This window comes from Lentzea sp. NPDC058450 (assembly GCF_042721395.1).
Taxonomy (GTDB): Bacteria; Actinomycetota; Actinomycetes; order Mycobacteriales; family Pseudonocardiaceae; genus Lentzea.
The window spans coordinates 1-16,794 of record NZ_JBHXLO010000061.1 but is presented as its reverse complement, the minus strand read 5'-3'; the positions used below and the strand labels follow the sequence as shown (position 1 = coordinate 16,794).

The 16,794-nt window shown below is 66.4% G+C and carries 10 protein-coding genes; 6 read left to right on the top strand and 4 right to left on the bottom strand.

Annotated elements, in window-relative coordinates; genetic code table 11:
- The first annotated feature begins 192 nt into the window (after window positions 1–192).
- Complete coding sequence (locus ACFWNN_RS45155) at window positions 193–3,363, top strand: S8 family serine peptidase (protein WP_382446136.1); 3,171 nt, start codon at window positions 193–195, stop codon at window positions 3,361–3,363.
- Window positions 3,364–3,570: 207 nt separating this feature from the next.
- Here ACFWNN_RS45155 and ACFWNN_RS45150 read toward each other — a convergent pair whose 3' ends face one another.
- Window positions 3,571–7,215 (bottom strand): pentapeptide repeat-containing protein, encoded by a 3,645-nt coding sequence (locus ACFWNN_RS45150; protein ID WP_382446135.1) that lies wholly within the window; start codon window positions 7,213–7,215, stop codon window positions 3,571–3,573.
- Between the two features lie 804 nt (window positions 7,216–8,019).
- Here ACFWNN_RS45150 and ACFWNN_RS45145 point away from each other — a divergent pair.
- Window positions 8,020–8,178 carry a hypothetical protein gene (locus ACFWNN_RS45145; protein WP_382446134.1) on the top strand — a complete coding sequence of 53 codons (159 nt, stop codon included), beginning with the start codon at window positions 8,020–8,022 and terminating at the stop codon, window positions 8,176–8,178.
- Between the two features lie 204 nt (window positions 8,179–8,382).
- Here ACFWNN_RS45145 and ACFWNN_RS45140 read toward each other — a convergent pair whose 3' ends face one another.
- Window positions 8,383–8,829 carry a MarR family winged helix-turn-helix transcriptional regulator gene (locus tag ACFWNN_RS45140; RefSeq protein ID WP_382446133.1) on the bottom strand — a complete coding sequence of 149 codons (447 nt, stop codon included), beginning with the start codon at window positions 8,827–8,829 and terminating at the stop codon, window positions 8,383–8,385.
- 55 nt (window positions 8,830–8,884) lie between these two features.
- Here ACFWNN_RS45140 and ACFWNN_RS45135 point away from each other — a divergent pair, with 55 nt between their 5' ends.
- Window positions 8,885–10,093, top strand: a complete 1,209-nt coding sequence (locus ACFWNN_RS45135; RefSeq protein ID WP_382446132.1) for a multidrug effflux MFS transporter — start codon at window positions 8,885–8,887, stop codon at window positions 10,091–10,093.
- On the opposite strand, the gene ACFWNN_RS45130 is transcribed toward ACFWNN_RS45135, so the two are convergent.
- Window positions 10,083–10,745: a response regulator gene (locus ACFWNN_RS45130; RefSeq protein WP_382446131.1), complete on the bottom strand. Its 663-nt coding sequence runs from the start codon at window positions 10,743–10,745 to the stop codon at window positions 10,083–10,085. The two genes, ACFWNN_RS45135 and ACFWNN_RS45130, sit on opposite strands and share 11 nt — an antisense overlap.
- Window positions 10,742–11,893 carry a sensor histidine kinase gene (locus ACFWNN_RS45125; RefSeq protein ID WP_382446130.1) on the bottom strand — a complete coding sequence of 384 codons (1,152 nt, stop codon included), beginning with the start codon at window positions 11,891–11,893 and terminating at the stop codon, window positions 10,742–10,744. Before ACFWNN_RS45125 ends, ACFWNN_RS45130 begins: the two co-directional genes overlap by 4 nt.
- A gap of 148 nt (window positions 11,894–12,041) precedes the next feature.
- Here ACFWNN_RS45125 and ACFWNN_RS45120 point away from each other — a divergent pair, with 148 nt between their 5' ends.
- The 3 genes from ACFWNN_RS45120 to ACFWNN_RS45110 all read left to right on the top strand — a co-directional run bounded on the left by ACFWNN_RS45120 (window position 12,042) and on the right by ACFWNN_RS45110 (window position 16,508).
- Window positions 12,042–12,788: an ABC transporter ATP-binding protein gene (locus ACFWNN_RS45120; protein WP_382446129.1), complete on the top strand. Its 747-nt coding sequence runs from the start codon at window positions 12,042–12,044 to the stop codon at window positions 12,786–12,788.
- Complete coding sequence (locus ACFWNN_RS45115) at window positions 12,785–15,190, top strand: ABC transporter permease (RefSeq protein ID WP_382446128.1); 2,406 nt, start codon at window positions 12,785–12,787, stop codon at window positions 15,188–15,190. The genes ACFWNN_RS45120 and ACFWNN_RS45115 overlap by 4 nt, the downstream gene beginning before the upstream one ends.
- 133 nt (window positions 15,191–15,323) lie before the next feature.
- Entirely contained in the window at window positions 15,324–16,508 is a 1,185-nt protein-coding gene (locus ACFWNN_RS45110) for a trans-sulfuration enzyme family protein (RefSeq protein ID WP_382446127.1), read from the top strand.
- Window positions 16,509–16,794: the final 286 nt, after the last annotated feature.

Sequence of the window (16,794 nt, the reverse complement as noted above, 5' to 3'; positions counted from 1 at the left end):
TGCCCGAATACGCCCGGTATGAGGGCATCGCGGCGGCACCGCCTCCGGGTCTCTCGCCCGCGTCTCTCACCTGACGAACTTGCAGGGCAGCACCTAGAGGTTTAGACCAAATCTGGCAACTGGCAAGGCGTGGAAAACGTTCTCCAAGCCAGTAGATCTCTACCTGGGCGCCCGAACCTCTGGAGGGGTCGTATGAGCGACAGGTGGAGACGGTCGGTCGCGGTGGCCGTCATCGCGGCGACAGGCCTGGCGGGGCCGGTGACGCAGGCGACTGCGGCGCCGGTCGCGCCGCCGGCACCGGAGGGCGAAGGACGCCTCGTCACGCTCGTCACCGGGGACCAGGTCATGCTCACCGGCGGGCAGGCGCGGGTGCGGGCCGCGCAGGGCAGGGAGAACGTCGGGTTCATCACCCGCACCGATCCCAACGGCGACATCAACGTCACGCCCTTCGACGCGCTCGGCATGCTGCGCGACGGGCAGCTCGACCCGAGGCTGTTCAACGTCACGGAGCTCCTCGACACCGGCTACGGCGACGCCGACCGCGCGGACATCCCGTTGATCGTCACGCAGCCGCGCACCCTCACCGCGCGGGCGGTGCGGGAACTGCCGAGCATCGGCGGCGCTGCCGTGGTGGCGGCCAAGGACACGGCGTTCTGGAAGACCCGGGACGCCGTCCGGATCTGGCTCGACGGGCCGGTGAAGGCCGTGCTGGACAAGAGCGTTCCGCAGATCGGCGCGCCGGCGGCGTGGCAGGCGGGCCTCACCGGTCAGGGCACCACGACCGCGATCCTGGACACCGGCATCGAGCCCAGCCACCCCGACCTCACCGACGCGGTGATCGACGCCAGGGACTTCACCGGCAGCGCCAGCGGAACCGTCGACAAGCACGGTCACGGCACGCACGTCGCGTCGATCGTCACGGGCAACAACGCTCAGTACCAGGGCGTCGCACCGGACACGAAGCTGCTCGTGGGCAAGGTGCTCAACGACGCGGGCAGCGGCACGGAGTCCGGGATCATCGCCGGCATGGAGTGGGCCGCGACCAGCGGCGCCCGCGTGATCAACATGAGTCTCGGCAGTGACGCCGCGAGCGACGGCAAGGACCCGCTGTCGCTGGCGGTCAACGAGATCACCGCGCGGACCGGCGCGTTGTTCGTCATCGCCTCGGGCAACAGCGGGCGCACGCCGGGCTCACCGGCCGCCGCCGATGCCGCCCTGACCGTCGGCGCGGTCGACCACACCGACGCGCTGGCCGAGTTCTCCAGCCGCGGCCCGCGTCTCGGCGACAACGCGATCAAGCCGGAGATCACCGCGCCGGGTGTGGCGATCGTGGCCGCGCTCGCGAAGGACAGCATGATCAGCCGCCGGTTCCCGCCGGTGGGGGAGGACCACGTCGCGCTCGACGGCACGTCGATGGCCACCCCGCACGTGGCGGGCGCCGCCGCGATCCTCGCCGGGCAGCACCCGGACTGGAAGGCCGCGGACCTCAAGGCGGCGTTGGTCGGCAGCGCGAAGCCGCACCCGGCGCAGACCGTGTTCGAGCAGGGCGGTGGCCGGGTCGACGTCGCCAAGGCGGTGGCGTCGACCGTGCACGCGTCCGTCGGCAGCATCAACCACGGCATCGTGCAGTGGCCGCACACCGACGACGCGCCGATCCCCACGGCGGTGACCTACCGCAACTCCGGCACGGCACCCGTGACGCTCACCCTGGCCGCGGACGTGAAGGACCCCAGCGGAAAGCCCGCTGCTGCCGGGATGTTCACCGTCTCGCCCGCGACCCTGACGATCGCGCCCGGCGCGGCCGCCCAGGCCACCGTCACCACGAACACCAAGGTCACCGGCGCGGACGGCATCTACAGCGGCGTCATCACCGCCGGTGACGTGCGCACGCCCATCACCGTCACGCGCGAGGTGGAGAGCTACGACCTCGCCGTGAACGTCCTCGGCTCGGACGGCAAGCCCACGCCGGACTACGCGTTCCGGCTGGTCGACCTGGCCAAGCCGGAGATGCGGGTGCCGTACGACGAGTCCGGCGCGGTGACGCTCCGCGCGCCCAAGGGGCACTACTACTTCGAGTCCCAGGTGTCCACTTCGGACGGCAAGCTCTCGGTGGCCATCGAGCCCGACGTGAACCTCAGCGCGAAGACCTCGATCACGGTCGACGCGCGTCAGGGCAAGCCGGCCGGGCTCGTGCTCGACCGCGGAAAGGCCAAGGCAGGCGAGAAGTTCGTCGAGTTCGCGCGGTCGACGACCTACGGCGGCAAGGACTTCCTGCTCACCAGGATCAGCCCGCCCGAGTTCGGCGACGTGCTCGTCAGCCCCTCCAAGACCTCGGCACCCGGCCAGTTCCGCTACTCGGCGGGAGGCCGGTTCGCCGAGCAGGACGCCGCCGGTGGCTTCGACGCCAGCCCGTACCTCTACCACGTGCGCGGTGACGTCACCGGCCGGATGCCCGCCGACCCGGTGCTCCGGGTGCGGGACAAGGACCTCGTCAAGGTCCGCACGACGCACGCCGCCACCACGTCCGGCACCACCGGCAACCGGGAGGGCATGATCACCAGGCCGCTGCCGTTCGTCCTCGACGAGCTCTACTCGCCGGAGACGCCGTGGCTCAACGAGTTCACGGAGGTGACGGCGGCAGGGGAGTACCGGTCGCGGCTGTTCTCCAGCGGCCCCAGGACGTTCCCGCGCACGAAGACCGCCACCGACTCGTTCAACCTGGCCGTGTTCGGCCCCGACCTGCCGAGGAACCCGGCCAGGCCGACCAGGTACGCGAGCCGGTCCGGGGACACGATGATCTTCCAGATCCCGCTGTGGGCGGACTCCGGCAACGACCGCGAGGGCTTCTCCGCGCACACCGGCAGCTCCACGTTGTTCCGCGACGGCGTGGAGATCGGCAAGATCGGCAGCACCAGCGGCCTGTTCGAGGCGCGGCCCGGCGCGGCCACCTACCGCCTGCACACCGAGGCGACCAGGGACCGCACGCTGACCAGCAAGATCGTCGCCGACTGGACGTTCAGGTCGGACACGGTCGTGGACGGCCAGCAGGCGCTGCCGTTGATGGCCGTGAAGTTCGCGCCCGCCCTGGATGGCCACAACAGGGCGAGCCGGGCGGCCTCGACGATCGTGCCGGTGGCGGTCAACCACAACACCGGCGCCGCCGCGAAGCCGACCAGCGTCCAGGTGTCGCACGACAAGGGCGTTACCTGGCGGACCGCGCCGCTGCTGGGCGGCAACGGCAGGTGGTTCGCCGTCCTGAGCCACCCGAAGGGCGCCACCTCGGTGTCGCTCAAGGCCTCGGCCAAGGACAGCGCGGGCAACTCCGTGACGCAGACGATCGTGGACGCGTTCCTGCTGAAGTGATGGTGGGGGCGGGCACCCCGTGGCAGGGGTGCCCGCCTCTCATACCGTGCGGTCGCTAGCACCGGTGCGATGACCTTAGGAGCAGAATGATTGCACGGTGTAGAGGGCGTGATGTTGTCTAGCAATCTTCTCGCGAGCGACATTATCCGGCCAAGTAGCGATCGAAAGCACTAGTAGTAGCGATGTTCCAAGCAAACCTGCCGGGAATTAGTCAACAATGATCGCACCTCCGCGTTCTAGTGCAGCAATAACCGCGCTTCGAAGTCCGCTGCTGCGACCTACTTTGACGCCCTGGTTATCGGTTCCTACGACAACGCAGTTCGTAACTGCTCCGCTTTCAATGTCCCGAACCGAGATGTCTCCATATCGAGAGGCGACAAGTATTCCAGGTATGTCGCGACTCATGTGCAAACCGAGAACTCCCGGCAGGTCCGGTTCTGCCCATTTACTTTCCCAGGAATCGACTTGGATCGCGTGTATACCGAGCCCGCCTGCAATAACTGCAACCTGGGAGATCGGGTCGAATTCTATGGCGAAACCTAGAGATGCGGCGCCTAATGCGGTCAGATCTCTCCGGGGGGCCTCGATGAATCCGCATGAAATAGACTTTCCGGTCGTCGAGTATCGGTCTATTCGAAGGCTATCTTCATTGGATCTTCTGATTGACCATAGATTTCCTCCCGAGTACCTTATTGTGCCAAGTCCGGATCGGTCATCGTCGTCTTCGTCGGAGTCGATTCTTCCTGCCGGAACGGCTCGCACGACATTATCCGTGGAGGCGTCCATGACCCAAATTTCGCCAGTGGGATCAACGACTCGAGTGATGCAATCGGTTGGGTCGAAGAAATCTATGATCCAGTCCTTTGGTAAAATATCGAAAGGAGTATCTAGCCTGCGGACCCCGTCGAGATTATGCAACTTCACGACGTCCTCTCCTGTCGATGGACTGTGAAATGTGATGACACCGCGGTAGTCGTCCGCAAAAATCGGAATATACCCGTGTGTGCCGGGTACCTTAAGATCGATTGAGCCGGTATTCACGTCGATTATGAGGGTCTCGCCGCATAGAACTCCCAGCTTTCCGCTGCTTTTCGCCATCCTTTCGAGTATCGCTGATCTACTTTGATCGAGTCTCATGAGGCGCTGCGGTTCGCTGGCTGCGTCCTTGTATTTCCACAGCAACAACTCTCCTGAATGAGTGCTTGCGACGAGGGTGTCGGGGTACGCCACCATTGATTCTGAGTACGTCTTCTGTTGTCCAAAGTAGAAGCTGTGTGTCAGGTTTGCGCCAGTCAGATCTGCGTCTCTTAGAATGACGTTTTCGAAGTCTGTGTCGGAGAGGTCTGCATTGCGAAGATTGGCGCCAGTTAAGTCAGTCTTGCTGGTGCCCATTAGATCGAGTCGGGCTCCGCGAAGGTTTGTATCCTGCAAGTCCGCACAGCGCATGCCTTGTGGGTCATGTCTCGCCAGTAATGAGGCGGAATTTCCGCCGACGAGACCGACGGAATCGGCAGGCTGGTTTCGCGTTTGGCAAATCAAGTCAATTAGACTAGATTTTGCGGACTTCTTGTCTAGCATCGGAAGCATAAGTTGAAGTACGGCTGGAGACAGTTGGGTGTGACCAAAAGTTGTGGACAACACTGACATATTCTCTTGCTTAAATTGATCGACAGTTGGCCGAGATGTTCCAGGGTCTTCGCGATGGAAGTATTCGGACCATCTGACTGAAGATCTATCCCCTTCAACGTCCTGAACCATTGTTAGAAAGTCGCTATTTAGTATACCTAATTCCGCCCCAAATTTGTAGGCAACAAAGAATTCAAGTAGCGAGCGATGGGCTGGAGAGTAGTCGCCAACACTGTTTCTGATGAGCATGGACTGGCCAAGCATGTCATGATGCCAATGGTCCAAATCCCGCTCCTCTTCGACGACAGCTCCAAAACATCGCCGAATGCGGTCTGGGAACTGTCGGTAGTTCATGCTCATTGTGTCGGTTGAGAGCATCTCCCAGGAGACCTCGCATAGAAAGAATACCTTGTCGCTCATGGAGGTAAAGGTTCGCTCAGCCTGGATGTCGCGGTCCATTTTTCGGCGTACCGCGTACATGTAAACGCGGGATAGATCAATCTCTCGTCCCTCTTGGATCTCAGGTAAGGCATCAAGTACCAGCTCCGACATAACGGGACGGCGCATCAGGTCTAGCAGCTGATCGTGCCTCATGATGGCTTCTACGACAGCTTGCTCGGTCAGGTGTCCTAGCAGCTGTCGGATTTGAGCGTCGTCAAACGGCATAAGATCGACTACTTCGAACTGTGGAGGTGTTCCTGTGAGGGCTTGTGTTGAGGCCTTCAGTTGAGCGCTTAGCAAAGCACGACTCTCGCGCGCCTCAGGGAAATGCTCGGTCCGGCAGGTCAGTAATACTTTTGCTCCTGGAACGACGACCTTGGCGAGCTCCCAGAAGTTGTTAATGCGAGCTTGTCGATCTACCCTTGACGCCATCTCGTCGAAGCCGTCAAAAATTAGCATGAGGCGGCCGGATCTGTTCAGGTACTCGAATACCGAGTATCCGGCTAGCTGTACCTGGTGCTTTCGAAAGAAGAACTCTGAGAATAGCGACTCTACGCTGACTGCTTTTGCATAATCCCGAAGCGGTATTAGAAGCGGGAGTCGTGGTCGAGGCAAGCCCTTGCGCTTCGCGCTCTGGTACTGGAGCGCAAGCTGCCAGCTAAAGTGCAGACAAAACCAGCTCTTTCCGGTTCCGAACTCACCAAGAACGGACAGATGCTCCTTTGAGGGATCTGCGAGCCAGCCTTGAACATACCCTTCAAGTCCTCCTGAGGAATCATCGTAGATGCTGCGCGTATTGGCGATCTCGCCGGTGCGCTCATACTCGTCTTTTTTGCAGTGTGGGGAGACGAACTTATTTGATATTCCTCGTGATTCCACTTCCGATATTAGCCAGTCGATATAGGCGTCGAAGTCAGCGTCCTGATCGATCAGCTCGTCGAGTGTGAAGCATGCAACACGGTCAACTGATGCTTCTCGTGCGGAAGCGCTAACTCGCCGTGGGACAACAATCCAAGCTTCGTCTGCGTGATGCTTCTCCATGAGCATTTCTGCGCGTGCTACATCTGCAACAACGGCTTCGCCCACCATGCCTAGAACAACTACGCGATCAAATCGTCTGCGTGCGGGTACCTTAATAATCCAAAGAAATGATCCGTTGGACGGTTCTAAGTATTCCTCAAACTCGTAGCCTATTGCGTTGAACCACGATTTGGTCTCACTGGCCAGCCAGCCGATAGGGTCGTGGTGTCCATTTGCTGGTGCATCGACAACTTCGCGGACTGCTTCGATTGAGCTAAGCGAAGCAAGATGCTGGTTTAGGTTCGCCAGCTGCTCTTGCAACCCGTCAATCTTTCGTTCGGCTCTGGCTTCGGCAGCACCACGACTTCGGTCGACTAGAGTCTGAAATACGGCAGTGAAACCCGCGAACTCGCGGCGGAGATCGTAGTCTATCCTTCCTAGTTGTCCCGTCTCGTCATTCCAGCTGATGATTTCCTCGGCTTCGCGATCGAGGTGTCGAGGGTCGCCGCTCTCGAATGACTCTCGAAATGCTTCTCTGATGTGCTCGAGGCGAAAGAATTTGATGATGGGTTCTGGTCGGCCGTAGCAGTATTCGATGAGTGTGTATACGTAGATTCCTTCGAAATCTCTTGGGGGAATCTTCTGATCCAGTTTGATCTTCTTGAGTAGGGCGACCACTTTTTCTTGGCGCTTCACTCGATCGAGAATCGGCTTAGTCGCTGCCACGGCAAGCGCTTTTGCTGCCACCACTTCGATGCCGGTCATGGCACACCTCCTAAGGAGGGGTTAGCCTGCCTGTTGCTCACCTTTCCAGCTATGGCGCCCGAGATGTCAGCTCCCAGGTTCGCTGGAATGGAGTAGTTGCAAGATCGATCGGTAACGTTTCTTCTGTGGTCGACGATGTTAGATAGTTTGGTAGTTGTGGTGCGCGAATAATTCCATGTGACGTGCCCAGGGCTGGCGACTGTGTGGTAGTTCGTAGCGTTGGTGTCGGTATCGCGTGGATGTCAGGCTCTCAGTGGGTTTGAGCGGTTAGCGGCACTCGTAGATGGTGACGTGCCGCATTGGGTGGGGGAGCATTTGCGGCCTACGCTGTATTGACCAGTGGTCAATACAGCGTAGGTACTAGAATGTGCATAACGCCGCTTCGGTCGGCGGGAACAGCTGCAGTGGAACAGCGGCGGATCGTTGTTGTGAGTCTCCACAGTGGCTATCTCCAACGCCCGGCCGACGATGTGGTGGTCGCCCGCGTCATGCTTGGTGTCGATCGCAGTCCATCCATGGCAGGCTGTTGGTTAGCGGCCGGGTTGCCGTCGCGGTCTGAGCTGCGCCGGTTGACGCCCTTCGCCGCGAGCAGCTAGTGATATTGGTCCAGCTTGGGTTGTCGAGAACTTCGCGCGGTGCGCTTTGCCTGGGGTCGTCCGCGTGTGGTCGTGGGCGTGCGCGCTCACCTCATCTTTGCCGCCCGGAGGGCGACTTCGGTGCTGGCGGCACTGGCCGCCCGGCGCACCGACGGGTTCGTGTGCGTGCGATGACCGACGAGACCTGCTATCGGGTGGCTTGTCCCCGATGTGCTGTGGCGCGGTCGCGGCGGGCGGCGAGGTGTTCGCCGTCATGTCGACGCGCATGGGCGGCACTGGCATCTCCGCGACCGACCGTGCTCACACGATCCGCCTTCTCGCGGACCCGGCGTTGAGCGCGGGCGACTTGGCCTGGCCGGACACGTAGTGTCGATCCGCAGGTCGCAGACACGGGCCGGGTTGGCCGAAGCGGTACCTGAACTGGTGCGACTGGCCGCCAGGGTGCGGCGGCTGTGCTCAGAGGCATCGTCTCGGAGGCTCCGGCGGGATGGCCACGTTTGCCGCCATTCGGCGTCCTCTGTAGACGTGCTGGCGAGCCGCCCGCCGTGTGCGACTACAGCGGGCACCTCGTCTAACGGCGGGCGCGCGTCTTGTCGGCGATCCCGGTCTCCAGGCGCCGCAGCAGCGCGATCATGGCGTCGATCTCGTCCTCGTCGGACACGATCCCGTCGAGCAGGTCGCTCCAGATGTCGTTGAGCCGCCTCAGGTTCTCGTGGGCGCGGGCGGTGGGGTAGAGGCGGACCCGGCGCGCGTCCTCGGGGTCGGTCTCCCGGCGGATGCGGCCCTTCTCCTCGAGGCCGCGCAGCGACCTGCTGAAGTTGCTGGAGGTCTGCTGGGTGGCGTCGGCGGCCGCGCGGGCGGACGTGCCGGGGTTGCGGTCGACGTACCGCATCACCGCGATGTCCGACGCCGACCACGCCTCCTTGGTCACGCCCTCCTTGGTGGCCTGGATCTGCCGTCCGACCGCCGCGATGAGGTCGGCGAGCTCGAACAACCGCGACTTCTGAGCCTCGTCCACGCGCCCATGGTACTTTTGCTCTCAGATGATAGCTATCACCTGAGAGGGGAATGCGGTGGACGCGCCGTCCCGCAGCACCATCCCGACACCGTTGCTGCTCGTGCTCGCCCTGCTCGCGAGCGTGGCGCCGTTCGGCATCGACCTGTACCTGCCCGCGTTCCCGCGCATGGCCCTCGACCTGCAGACGAGCGACACGTCCATCCAGCTCACGCTCACGATGTTCCTGCTCGGCATGGCCGCGGGGCAGCTCGTGTTCGGGCCGATCTCGGACCGCTTCGGCAGGCGCGGCCCGTTGCTGATCGGCTCCACGGTCTTCGTGGGCGCGAGCGTGCTCGTCGCACTGGCGCCCACGATCGAGGTCCTGCTGGCCGGACGGCTCGTGCAGGGCCTGACCGCGGCCGCCGGCCTGGTGATCGGCCGCGCGGTCATCGCCGACCTCGCCACCGGCCGGACCGCGGCCCGCGCGTTCAGCCTGATGATGATCGTCGGTGGGGTGGCGCCGGTCGTGGCACCGGTGCTGGGCAGCCTGCTGGTGGACGGCATCGGCTGGCACGGCGTGCTGCTGGTGCTCGCCGGACTGGCCGTCGCGATGCTCGCCGGGTCCGCCGCGGTCGTGCCGGAGACGCTGCCCCGGGAACGCCGCGGTGGTGGGAAGGAAGGCCGGTTCCGGGCGTTGGGACACCGCTCCTACCTCACGGCCATGGCGACGTTCGTCTTCTCCTTCGCCGTGCTGATGGCCTACATCTCGGCCTCGCCGTTCCTGTACCAGGTCGTCATCGGGATGAGCCCGCTCAGCTACGGCCTGCTGTTCGCGGTGAACGCCCTCGGCCTGGTGTCGAGCAGTGCGATCGGCTCGCGGATGCTGCGCCGCAGCCACCCGCGCCGGGTGCTCGCGATCGGTCAGCGGTGGCTGCTCGCGGCCGCCGCCGTGCTGCTGCTGGTCGCGTTGCTGCCGGTCAGCCCGGTCTGGCTGGTGGTGCCGATCTTCTTCGTCGTGGCGTCGCTCGGCTTCGTCATGGGCCCGGCCACCGCGCTGGCCCTCGACGCCGTGCCGGGCGCGGCCGGGACGGGATCGGCCGTGCTGGGGGCCGCGCAGTTCGGGTTCGGCGCGGCCATCTCGCCGCTGGTGAGCGTCGGCACGGGGCACTCGGCGCTGCCGATGGCGATCGTCGTCGCCGTGCTCGCGGTGCTCGCCAACGGTGCCTTCGCGCTGCTGACCACGCGGGAGCCCGACGAGGCCAAGGTGCCGGCGCTCAGCAGGTGACGACGCCCGTGCGCCACGCCCAGGCCGCCACCTCGACGCGGTTGCGGACGGACAGCTTGCGCTGGGCGTTCGCGAGGTGCGTCTTGACCGTGGCGACGGAGACGTAGAGTTTGGCGGCGATCTCGTCGTTCGTGTTGCCGTTCGCGACGAGCCGCACGACGTCCAGCTCGCGGTCGGTCAGCGGTTCGGGCAACGGCTTGTGCCGCACGGACTCGGCCTGCCGGTTCGGCGCGAGCTTGGACAGCAGCCGCACCGTGATGGCGGGCGAGATCAGGCTGGTGCCGGTGGACGCGGCGCGCACCGCCTCGACCAGCAACGCCGGGGACATGTCCTTGAGCAGGAACCCGCACGCACCGTTCTGCAACGCCCGGTAGACGTACTCGTCGAGGTCGAACGTGGTCGCGATGAGCACGTTGAGCGGCGCGTCCACGCCCGGACCGGCGAGCAGCCGGGTGGCCTCCAGGCCGTCGAGCGCGGGCATCCGGATGTCGAGCAGGCACACGTCGGGGCGCAGTCTGCGGGCCTGGGCGACCGCGCTCTCGCCGTCCCCGACGCTCGCCACGACCTCCATGTCGGGCTGCGTGCCGAGGATCATCCCGAACGCCGAGCGGATCATCTCCTGGTCGTCGGCGATGAGCACCCGGATCGTCATGCGCCCGAGGATGGCAGAAGCGCCGTGACCGTCCACCCGCGACCCGCCGGTCCCGCGGTGAGGCTGCCTCCGGCCGACTCCACCCGTTCGGCGAGACCGACCAGGCCGAACCCGCCCTTGGGCAGGCCGTTGTCGCTCGCCTGACCGTCGTTGGTGACGCTGATCTCGACCTCCGCGCCCCTGCTCCGGGCGCTGACCATCACCTGGGTGACGCGGGTGGCGTGCCGGAGCACGTTGGTGAGCGCCTCCTGCACGACGTGCCGGGCGGCGTCCAGAGTGGACGTGGGCAGGTCGAGGTCGGCGATCGCCGGGTCGATGTTCGTGCTGACGGGCGGGCCGGTGAAGCTGGTGGCGAGGTCGTTCACCATCAGCGTGAGCGCCTGGTGCGGGTGCATCGGGGCGTTGTCGTCGCGCAGCAGGTCGACCATGGTCCGCATCGAGGTCAACGCCTGCGTGCCCGCCCGTTCGATGCCGTCGAGCATCTTGTCCAGCGCCGCGGCGTCCGGCACCTGACCACTGCCGGTCGCAAACCGGACCGCCTGGGCCTGCACGACGATCGCGGTCACGTGGTGCGCCACGAAGTCGTGCAGGTCGCGGGCGTACTCCAGCCGTTGCGACTGGCGGGCGAGCTGGAACGAGTCGGTGCGCGTGCGGTCGTGCAACCGCATGACCAGGCCGAGCAGTTGCACGAACGCCAGCACCACGGCGATGAAGAAACCCATGGCGGGCGTGAGGTCGGGGTCGAGGTCGGTCAGCCGCAACGGCAGGACGACCGCGGCGAGCCCCAGCAGCACGCACAGCCCCGCCGCGCGCCACGCCGGGAACGTCACCAGCGCCCGCACGGACAGACAGGCCAGCCCGATCAGCTCGAACAACCCGAACGTGTTGTCGAGCTTGCCGGGCAGCACGGTCAGGCACACGACGGTGAAGCCGATCGACAACGCCCCGATGCCCGCCACGTGCACCGCTTTGATCTCGCGCGCGAACAGCACCGCCGACGGCAGGACCCCGCACAGCACCAGGCCGACCGCGCCGTAGACGGTCGGGGAGCTGAAGGCCTCGACGGCCAGGAGCGCGCCGCCGGCCGCGATGATCAGCCAGAAGACGACGCGCTGCCACCACGTGAGCCGCGTGAGGATGCCTGTCATGGTGGCGACGGTAGGTGAGAGCCGTCTCCGGAGGCCTCAACCTTTTGGTGGAGTGGCCCCGAAGTCACTCAACAGTGCGGTGGATCCGCGTGCTCGTCCGCGTCAGCAGGCTTGGGCCGTCCCCCGAAGTCGACGAGAACGGTGTCCGATGGATCAGCGAACGGTGGCGGTGGCCGACCAGCTCGGCAAGGTGTACGGGTCCGGGCAGGCCGCGGTGACGGCGCTGGCCGGGGTGTCCGCGCAGTTCCGGCGCGGCGAGTTCACCGCCGTGATGGGGCCGTCCGGTTCCGGCAAGTCCACCCTGATGCACTGCCTGGCGGGGCTGGACACGCCCACGTCGGGCAAGGCGTGGGTCGGGGGCGCCGACCTCGGTGCGTTGAAGGAGGCCGAGCTCACCCGGCTGCGGCGCGACAAGATCGGGTTCGTCTTCCAGTCGTTCAACCTGCTGCCGACGTTGACGGCGTGGGAGAACATCGTGCTGCCGTTGACGCTCGCCGGCACGAAGCCCGACCCGGACTGGACGCGGCGGGTGATCGACGCGGTGGCGTTGGGGGACCGGTTGCAGCACCGGCCGTCCGAACTGTCCGGCGGCCAGCAGCAACGCGTGGCGTGCGCGCGGGCGCTGGTGTCGCGGCCGGAGATCGTGGTCGCCGACGAACCGACCGGCAACCTCGACTCCCGCACCGGCGCGCAGATCCTGGCGTTGCTGCGCCGCTGCGCGAAGGAGTGGGGCCAGACGGTGCTGATGGTCACGCACGACCCGATCGCCGCCGGGTACGCGGACCGCGTGCTGTTCCTCGCCGACGGCCGGATCGTCGACGAGATGCTGAACCCGACGCCCGACCTGGTGCTGGACCGCATGCGCCACCTCGACGGTCAGGCGGTGCGCGGATGATCCGCGTGGCGTGGCGGTCGATGACCGACAACAGGCTGCGGTTCCTGCTGCCCGCGATCGCGATCGTGTTCGGCGTGGCGTTCGTGACGGGCTCGCTCGTCTACGGCGACACCGTGCGCGCGGCCGTCGAGGGTGCCCCCAGGGACTTCTCCGTTCAGGCCGAGCGGAACGACAACGAGCCCATGCCGGCGTCCACTGTGGACCAGTTGCGCGGGGTGGCCGGGGTGGGCGGGCTGCGTGCCGTCGCCGAGGGTCCGACGTTCCTGGTGGGCAAGGACGGCGCGCTCGTCGGCACGCCGGGAGCGACGGGCGGGGTGAACTTCGATCCCCAGCGCCACAAGCTGATCAACGGGTCGGCTCCGTCCGGTTCTGATGACATCGCGCTGGACAAGTGGGCCGCCCAACGCGCCGGGTACCAGGTCGGCGACAAGGTGCGGGTCGTCGCGGCGGGCACGGCGCGGGACGTCCGGTTGAGCGGCGTGTTCGACTTCCAGAGCACCGCGATCGTCCAGGGCGGCGCGCTCGTGGCGTTCGCGGAACCGACCGCGCGCTCGTTGTTCGCCGGCGGCGGGTACACCTCGGCGTTGCTCACGGTCGCGCCCGGCACGGGTCAGGGAGCGCTGGCCCAGGCGGTGGAGCAGGCGTTGCCCGACCTCCGCACGTACACGGCCGACGAGCTGACCGCGCAGGAAGCGCGCAACAACAACAAGCTGACCATGATCCTGCTGATCTTCGCGGGCGTGGCGCTGTTCTCGTCGATCTTCCTGGTGGCCAACACCTTCACGATGCTCGCCGCCGCCCGGTCCCGCGAACACGCGTTGCTGCGCGCGGTCGGTGCCGGACGCCGGTACGTGCTGCGGCTCGTCCTCACCGAGGCGACGCTGCTGGGTGTCGTCTCGACCGTCGCCGGCTACCTGCTGGGTGTCGGGGGAGCGGCGCTGCTGAAGTCGCAGTTCGCCGTCTTCGACGGGGCTCCTGTGCCGTTGCAGCCGTTCACCCCGACGACGCTGCTCGCGGCGTTCGGCGTCGGTCTCGGCGTGACCCTGCTGGCGGCCTGGCTCCCGGCCCGCCGCGCCGCCGCGGTCCCGCCGATCGCGGCCCTGCGCACCGGTCTGCCGCCGACGCCGAAGTCGTTGCGGCTGCGGAACATCACGGGCTTCGTGGTCACCGCGCTCGGCACGGCGATGGTCGTGCTCGGCCGCGGCGAGGAGACCATGATCTACCTCGGCGCGCCGACGATGCTGATCGGCCTGATCATCCTCACCCCGTTGCTCGCCTCGGGCCTGACCGCCCTGCTGCGCGGCCCGCTGACCCGCGTCGCCGGGCTGAGCGGCACCCTCGCCGTGGAGAACACCCGCCGCAACCCGCGCCGCACCGGCGCGACGGCGAGCGCGCTGATGATCGGTCTCTCGGTCTGCGCCGCCGTCACCGTGCCGATCGCGTCGATCTCGGCCAAGGCGGAGGAGACCGCGAAGTCGTGGAACAACGCCGACGTGCGGCTGGCGGCGTTGCCGTTCGCGGACATCGCCCCGACCGTCGCCGACGAGATCGCCAAGGTCCCCGGCATCACGCACGTCACCGCGTTGCGGAACGCGTTGCTGCCGCTGGACAAGGGCTCTCTGCAGGTGACCGCCGTGAACGCCGGCGCGATCAGCACGCTCGTGCCGTTGCAGCTCCGCGAGGGCTCACTGGACCAGCTCGCTTCCGGCATCGCCGTGGAGAGCAGCGTCGCAACCGAACGCGGCTGGACGCTGGGCACGAAGCTGGGCAAGGAGAAGCCCCTCCCGGTGGTCGCGATCTTCACCGCGCCGGAGGAGTTCGGCGCCGAGGCCCTGGTGGACACGGCGAACGTCCCGGCCGACGAACTGTGGAACCGCGAGGTGCTGGTCAAGGTCAGCGGCTCACCTGACCAGGTGCGGGACGCCATCCGCACCGCACTGAACAACCCGGTCCTGGTCGTGCAGACGCGCGACGAGTACATCAAGGCCCAGGCCTCCGAGTACGACCTCTACCTCAACCTGCTCTACGCGATGCTGAGCGTCTCGGTCCTGATCGGCGCGATGTCCGTGGTCAACACCATGACCATGTCCACGATGGAACGCATCCGCGAGATCGGCCTGCTCCGGGCCATCGGCCTGGCCCGCTCGCAGGTGGGCTCCGTGCTGCGGATCGAGTCGGTGATCATCGCCGTGATCGGCGCACTGGCGGGCGTCGTGTCCGGCTGCGTGATCGGCGCGATGACGGTGAGCGGCCAGGCGAACACGAGTCCTGTGCTCCCGTGGGACCGCCTGGCGGTGTTCATGCTGATCACAGTGGCGATCGGTGTGGCCGCGGCCTTCGTCCCGGCGCGCCGGGCGGCCCGCATCCCGATCCTGACCGCGATCAAGACCGACACCGAGTGAAGCGGGGGTGACGGGGGAGGCCGGGGTGTCGCGGGCGTGGGCCGCGACACCCCGGTCGTGTCCCGGAAGGCCTTGAATCTTACCGATCGTTCGGTAATCATGAGGCCACCCGAGACCGAAGTGGACGGTGCCGATGAACGACCGCTCTCACCTGACGACCCGTGCCGCCCGAGCAGGCGCCCACGTAGCCCCCGGAACCGCGCTCCCGCTGGTCCCGGCCCTGCACCAGACCACGGTCTACGGCTACCCGGACCTGGCGTCCCTGCACAGGGTCAACAACGGCGAGGAACGCGGCCAGGCCTACTACCGCTTCGGCCACTACAACGGCCAGGTGCTCGAACAGGCCGTGGCGGACCTGGAAGGCGCCCCCGACGCCGTGACCACCGCCTCGGGCATGGCCGCCATCACCGGAACCGTCCTGGCCCTGGCCGAAACGGGCGACCACGTCGTCGCAGACCGCAACGTCTACGGCGGCACCCGCAGCCTCCTGGAGACCGACCTCCCGAGACTGGGCATCCACACCACCCTCGTGGACGGCGCCGACCTCACCGAAGTCGGCCGAGCCCTGACGCCGCGCACCAAACTCGTCCTGGTGGAGGCCCTCACCAACCCGACGGTGCGAGTGCCGGACCTCCCGGCCCTCTCCGCCCTGGCGGGCCACGTGGGCGCCAAACTGGTCGTGGACGGCACCTTCGTCACCCCGGCCCTGCTCCGCCCGCTGGACCACGGCGCGGACCTGGTCTGGCACAGCGTCCCCAAGTACCTGGGCGGCCACTCGGCGGCGATGGGCGGCGTGGTGGCGGGCCCGCGAGACCTGACCGCCAGGATCCGCCAGTCGATCATCCACCTGGGCGCCACGGTGGGCCCGTTCGACGCCTGGATGGCCCTGCTGGGCCTGAAAACCCTGGGCCTCCGCATGCAGGCCCACTCCCAGGGCGCCACCGCGGTGGCCGAGTTCCTGGCCGCACACCCGGCAGTCACCCACGTGAACCACCCGTCACGCCCCGACCACCCCCAGGCCGCCACCGCCGCCAAGCTCTACCCCGACGGCACCGGCGGCATGCTCTCGTTCGCACTGGCAGGCGGCCGCCCGGCCGTCGACCAGCTGATCAGCCGCCTGAACCAGACGATCCCGCTCTCGCCGAGCCTCGCCGACGTCTCCACGACGATGATCCACCCGGCCACCACCACCCACAAAGACCTGCCGCGCGAGGAGCTGGACGCGCTGGGCATCACCGACGGCCTGATCCGTCTCTCGGTGGGCATCGAGGACCCGGCGGACCTGATCGCGGAACTGGGCGCCGCGCTGGCGCCCTGACACACAACCGCAGTCGCCACGCACGCAACCGCAGCCGTCAAAGCAAGGCGACCACGCACGCAGGCCTGGCGCGCGCTCTCAACCGGCAGCCGTCAACGCACCCCAACCACCTACGGGACCTGGCACGCGAAGCCGAAGGCGAGCCCGAACGGGCTGATGCCCGCCACAGAGCCGGTTCCACAGCTCAAGGCGATTGGGGCTTGACTTTGGGTGCGAGGTGCTAGCTTCGAGAGCTCGGCCGGGCGCTTTTCAGCCCGGCCTTTTCCGGCCGACCAGCACCTCGCAA

Coding starts and splice junctions, on each gene's coding strand:
- ACFWNN_RS45155 (WP_382446136.1), top strand. CDS start 193: ATGAGCGACAGGTGGAGACGGTCGGTCGCGGTGGCCGTCATCGCGGCG.
- ACFWNN_RS45150 (WP_382446135.1), bottom strand. CDS start 7,215: ATGACCGGCATCGAAGTGGTGGCAGCAAAAGCGCTTGCCGTGGCAGCG.
- ACFWNN_RS45145 (WP_382446134.1), top strand. CDS start 8,020: ATGTGCTGTGGCGCGGTCGCGGCGGGCGGCGAGGTGTTCGCCGTCATG.
- ACFWNN_RS45130 (WP_382446131.1), bottom strand. CDS start 10,745: ATGACGATCCGGGTGCTCATCGCCGACGACCAGGAGATGATCCGCTCG.
- ACFWNN_RS45125 (WP_382446130.1), bottom strand. CDS start 11,893: ATGACAGGCATCCTCACGCGGCTCACGTGGTGGCAGCGCGTCGTCTTC.
- ACFWNN_RS45120 (WP_382446129.1), top strand. CDS start 12,042: ATGGATCAGCGAACGGTGGCGGTGGCCGACCAGCTCGGCAAGGTGTAC.
- ACFWNN_RS45115 (WP_382446128.1), top strand. CDS start 12,785: ATGATCCGCGTGGCGTGGCGGTCGATGACCGACAACAGGCTGCGGTTC.
- ACFWNN_RS45110 (WP_382446127.1), top strand. CDS start 15,324: ATGAACGACCGCTCTCACCTGACGACCCGTGCCGCCCGAGCAGGCGCC.